General features: G+C 33.4%; 3 protein-coding genes. All 3 read left to right on the top strand.

The genetic code is table 11. The annotated features are described in order from the left end of the window. Positions 1–413: 413 nt before the first annotated feature. The 3 genes from GMA06_RS08110 to GMA06_RS08100 all read left to right on the top strand — a co-directional run bounded on the left by GMA06_RS08110 (position 414) and on the right by GMA06_RS08100 (position 4,917). The gene (locus GMA06_RS08110) at positions 414–2,162 is read left to right on the top strand and encodes an ABC transporter ATP-binding protein (RefSeq protein WP_163562273.1); all 1,749 of its coding nucleotides are present in this window, start codon (positions 414–416) and stop codon (positions 2,160–2,162) included. Continuing rightward, positions 2,137–3,867, top strand: coding sequence for an ABC transporter ATP-binding protein (locus tag GMA06_RS08105; protein ID WP_163562272.1), 1,731 nt, complete (start codon positions 2,137–2,139; stop codon positions 3,865–3,867). The genes GMA06_RS08110 and GMA06_RS08105 overlap by 26 nt, the downstream gene beginning before the upstream one ends. A 297-nt stretch (positions 3,868–4,164) precedes the next feature. Next, entirely contained in the window at positions 4,165–4,917 is a 753-nt protein-coding gene (locus tag GMA06_RS08100) for a copper homeostasis protein CutC (protein ID WP_163545273.1), read from the top strand. Positions 4,918–5,279: the final 362 nt, after the last annotated feature.

The following is a 5,279-nucleotide window of genomic DNA, read 5'->3' as shown; positions in this document are numbered from 1 at the left end:
GTTATAATTTGTTTTAGACATGATAATGACCTTTCTAATTTTGTGGTGAATCTTAGTAAGTTAATTATCTGTCTTTTTTTGTTTTTATAACACTATTTTGCTTTTGCACTTTATTTTACAACTCGGCAAACAAATATTTCCTCACTATTTTTTCATTTTCTGTTGATTGGTAGTGAATAATATGTTAAAATAATAGCATATTTTTGAGGAAAGGAGTTGCCAAACATGGTAAAACAAATCGTTATACGTTTCGTAAATTGCATAGTATGTCCAACAACTCCTTTTGGTTTTTTGATATAAAATAAGTTTGTATTTTTATGAACTCTGTATCAAATATAGTTTTGGTGTGCTATGCCACGTATTACTATGTTTGATATGGAGTTTTTTTGTATGTTAAAAAAGGAGAGGATAATATGATACAAGCACTTTGGCAGTATGTCAAAAAGAAGAAATTAAGTTATATCATCATGCTTGTGACAATTTTTATTGAGTATTTTATTGTACTTGTACCGACGAATATTACACAGCATTTAATTGATAAGATGACAAATAATGTATTGACCTCGCAGGAATTATTGATACAACTCATTATTTTGTTCAGTGCTACCATAATTGCATACATTTCTTTTTATATTTGGGCAAAAATTTTATTTGGGAATCAAATCGAATTTCAAGCAAATTTAAGACAACGTATGTTTGGGAAATTGCTAAGTATGAGAGCACAGTTTTATGAAAAGTTTCGTTCTGGAGATATGTTAACTCGTTTTACAAATGATACGGAAGCTTTCTCAGAATTTATGGGATATGGCATGATGAGTGTACTCTATTCTTTAGCTGTTTTTCTTTTTATTGTGCCGGCAATGAGTTTAATTTCATGGGAAATTATGCTGGTATCTGCTACCCCATTTGTCTTTTTAGGGGCGATTTTAATTTGGTTCCAAAAGAAACAAGAAGTAGCAGTTGAAAAATCAAGAGAGGCTGTGTCTAATTTAAGTGATGAAGTATTAGAGGTCGTTGAAGGTATTCGTGTGGCAAGAGCATACGGTAAAAAAGAATTAGGAACAAAACGTTTTAGACAAAAAACATCACAATTAAAACAAAAAGCAAATGGTATTATGCGTTATCAAGCTATGTACGGAAGATTAGGGATGATTTTTGTATCACTTAGTACGATGATTGTTGTCGGTATGGGTGCGTTATATATGAAAGACGGACGTTTAACACTTGGGCAAGTTGTTGCTTTACAATTATATGCTTTATATTTCATGGACCCTATTTGGATGTTAACAGACTTTATTTTCATTTATCAATCAGGAAAAGTATCTTTTGCTAAATTGATGGAATTATTAAACAGTAGTGATGACTTACAAGAAGATGGCACAACAGAACTTGATATGATACACTCCATTTCCTTTAATCAGTATTCGTTTAAATATATGTCAGCACAAGAAGAAAGTTTAAAAAATATAGCAGTGACACTTCATAAAGGACAAACACTCGGTGTGGTTGGAAAAACAGGAAGTGGGAAAACAACATTTGTTAGACAATTATTATTACAATATCCAATTGGAACAGGAAAATTTTCTATCAATGAAGAACCTGTTACGCAGTTTGTGAGAAAAAGTATCGAGCGGCAAATTGGATATGTGCCACAAGAGCATGTCCTTTTTTCAAAAAGTGTCAAAGAAAATATTTTAGTAGGAAATCCAAATGCCGATATATTGGATATAGCTACAGCTATCGAAACAGCAGCTTTTACAGAAGATGCAGAGCGTATGTCTGACGGGATTGACACACTTGTTGGTGAAAAAGGTGTTTCCATTTCTGGAGGACAAAAACAACGTATTTCAATTGCTCGAGCGTTTATTAAACAACCAGAATTATTGATTTTGGATGATTCATTATCGGCAGTTGATGCAAAAACGGAAAGAAAAATTATTGAACACATTCAAGCAATAAGGCAAGATAAAACGAATATTATTGTATCGCATCGTTTATCAAGTGTGATGCATGCCGATTGGATTATTGTATTGGATAATGGTGTCATTTCAGAGGAAGGAACACCACAAACATTACTAGAACAAAAAGGATGGTATTACGAACAATATCAAAGACAGCAGTTGGAGGTGGAAGAAGATGAAGACTCTCATTCGATTGATTAAACAAGTTCGTGTTACATGGAAATTATTTTCCATTGGTCTTATTTTCCTTGTTATATCCACTCTAGGTACACAGCTTGCTCCGTTATTGATAAAAAATGTACTTGATCAGTATTTAGCCGTTGGAAATTTTGATATGGCAAATATTATGTTAAACCTTGTATTGTTTATTACGATGACAGTCATAAGTAGTGCTATCGGCTATGTTGCAACGTATGTGATGATGTCATGTGCCAATACCATTGCCGAACATTTAAGAAATACCGCATACGATGTAATGCAATCTTTACCCATTTCTTATTTTGACAACAAGCCAGCAGGAAAAATTTCCAGTCGTATTGTGAATGATACTGAAACATTACGTTCGCAATTTTATGGTACACTTTTAGCACAAGTTTTAGTACAAGGTTTCCCACTATTTGTTATTTATGGTATTTTATTTTCCTTAAATTTTACACTAGGGTTTGTTTTATTGTGGCTGGTGCCGATTTTCTTCGTTTGGCAACGCATTTATAGCAAATACACAACAAAACAAATGGATCGTTTTTATGAAGCGAGAAGTGATGTCAATACTTCTGTAAACGAAGTGATGAATGGGAGTAGCATTTTACAACTATTCGACCAAGAAAAACGTGTGATGAAACAATTTCAAGACGTATCAGATGTGATGGTTGCGTCTGAAAAAAGTATATTGAATGCAGAGTCGACGATTTCGTGGAGCTTGGTTGACGTCTTTAAAAGACTTGTTATTTTGATGATTTTATCCTTTGTTGGTTATCAATGGATAGGTGGTACATTAGGAGTATCTGTTGGACTTATTTTTTCATACATCAACTATACAGAACGCTTATTTAATATTTTAGGATTACTTGTACGTCTATTTCCAGGAATGCAGCGTTCGTTTGCGACTGGTAAGCGTGTGTTTGAATTATTAGATGAAAAACCCGAAGAAGATAGTGATCTTTTATTACATGTGACAAATGGAGAAGTTGTCTTTGAAGATATTTGTTTTGGATATAAAGAAGATGTACCTGTTTTAAAACATATTTCATTACACGCTCATAAAGGAGAAACAGTGGCATTAGTTGGGCATACCGGTTCAGGAAAAAGTTCCATTATCAATTTACTATTTCGTTTTTATGACGCGCAATCAGGACGTATTTTAATAGACGGACAAAATATTAGAGAGTATAACCGTGAGAGTGTTCGTTCGGATATGGGTATAGTGCTACAAGATCCATATTTATTTACAGGAACGATTGCAAGTAATGTTGCCATGGATAATGAAGATATAGCAGAAGACGTTATTTTAGATGCGCTAATCAAAGTTGGTGCTAAACCTATGCTTGATAAACTTGAAAAAGGTATTTATGAACCTATTGTTGAAAAAGGAAATGCTTTTTCAAGTGGGGAGCGTCAGTTGATTACATTTGCCAGAACATTGGCTTCTAATCCTAAAATTTTAATTTTAGATGAAGCAACCTCACATATTGACACAGAAACAGAAGAAATTATTCAACATGCGATGAATGTGTTAAAAAAAGGCAGAACAACGTTTATCATTGCTCATCGTTTGTCAACTATTCAAAATGCAGATCAAATTCTTGTGCTACATGAAGGTGAAATTGTGGAAAGAGGGACACATCAAGAACTCGTTTCTCAAAATGGAAAATATGCTGAAATGTATCGCATGCAACAAAACGTATAAAAACTGAGGCTATTATATAATTTATTATCATTTAAGTAAAATAGTAAAAAGCTTGAAATCAACCTGTTTAACAAGTTGATTTCAAGCTTTTTTGAGTAGCATTAAATTTGTTGTTTGAAATAGATATTGACTGTTAGGTCAACTTTTTGTTTATGTTACTATATAATATGTAAGATTGCTGTTATTGTGCGGTAATAAAACATGCTTTTTATATGGATATATTGCAATTTAAGAGGACACGTATTACAATTTACAGTAGCGGTTAAAGATGAAAAATACATAATAGGAGGAACAAATATGAAAGACTATGTATTGGAAGTATGTGTCGATAGTGTGACGTCTGCAATCAATGCACAAAAAGGAGGCGCTACTCGTTTAGAATTGTGTGGACCTTTATTATTAGGAGGTATTACACCAACACAAGGTTTAGTAAAAATGGTAAAGGAACATACGAATATTCCGGTATTTGCTATGCTACGACCACGAATAGGGGATTTTTGTTATACAGATAGTGAATTTGAATGGTTACTGGATGAATTGGATTGCTTGTTGGCACAAGATGTGGACGGTATTGTTTGTGGTGTCCTTACACCGCATGGTGAATTAGATTTACAAAAAATGAAAGTTATTATTGATAAAGTACATGCTCATGACAAACATTTTACACTACATAGAGCATTTGATATGACGGTTGATGCACAGAAATCATTGAAAGATGCTATCTCACTAGGCGTGGATACTATTTTAACGGCGGGACATCAAGACAAAGCACCTTTAGGCGTAGATTGTTTAGAAGCGTTGATACAACAAGCCAATCGAAAAGTCGATATTTTAATTGGGAGTGGCGTTACAGTGGATAATGTGACATATTTACACCAAACAACAGGTGCAACAAGTTTCCATTTATCTGGAGCAACGGTACATGCGGGTGATATGTTGTATAAAAAAGAGCATATTCACATGGGGTTAAAAGAATTTAGTGAGTACGATATTCGTGAAACGGATGAAAAAATAATTAAACAGATGACGGATATATTATCTGTACTTTAGAATATAAAAAAGAAAAGCTCTTCGTCAACTAATGACGGAGAGCTCAGACTGTTGACAAATTAAAATGTCGACAGTCTTTTTTCGTATCAGACGTTAAGTTGTACTTCTTACCGCGATGTACACGATACATCGCTCGTTCTCTACCATGTGCGAGAACGAAGCCATTCGTACCACAACGTCTGATACGATAATAACGCTTAAAAGTGGTATAATAGAGATAAGAAAAAGGAGGGAAAAATCTATGTTTTATAAAGAAACTCACCCAAATGATGAAATCATATTAAACACATTGTCCGAATTAGTACCAAAAGACCATTTACTACGTAAAATTGATAAATCAATTGATTTCAATTTTATTTATG

Origin of the sequence: Granulicatella sp. zg-84 (assembly GCF_010892375.1) — a bacterium.
Taxonomy (GTDB): domain Bacteria; phylum Bacillota; class Bacilli; order Lactobacillales; family Aerococcaceae; genus WM01.
Note: the sequence above shows the minus strand (reverse complement) of the source record. Positions and strands in the feature narration are given on the sequence as shown.

What these genes read in the sequence shown, in the direction of transcription:
- GMA06_RS08110 (WP_163562273.1), top strand. Translation starts at nt 414, where the DNA reads ATGATACAAGCACTTTGGCAGTATGTCAAAAAGAAGAAATTAAGTTAT.
- GMA06_RS08105 (WP_163562272.1), top strand. Translation starts at nt 2,137, where the DNA reads ATGAAGACTCTCATTCGATTGATTAAACAAGTTCGTGTTACATGGAAA.
- GMA06_RS08100 (WP_163545273.1), top strand. Translation starts at nt 4,165, where the DNA reads ATGAAAGACTATGTATTGGAAGTATGTGTCGATAGTGTGACGTCTGCA.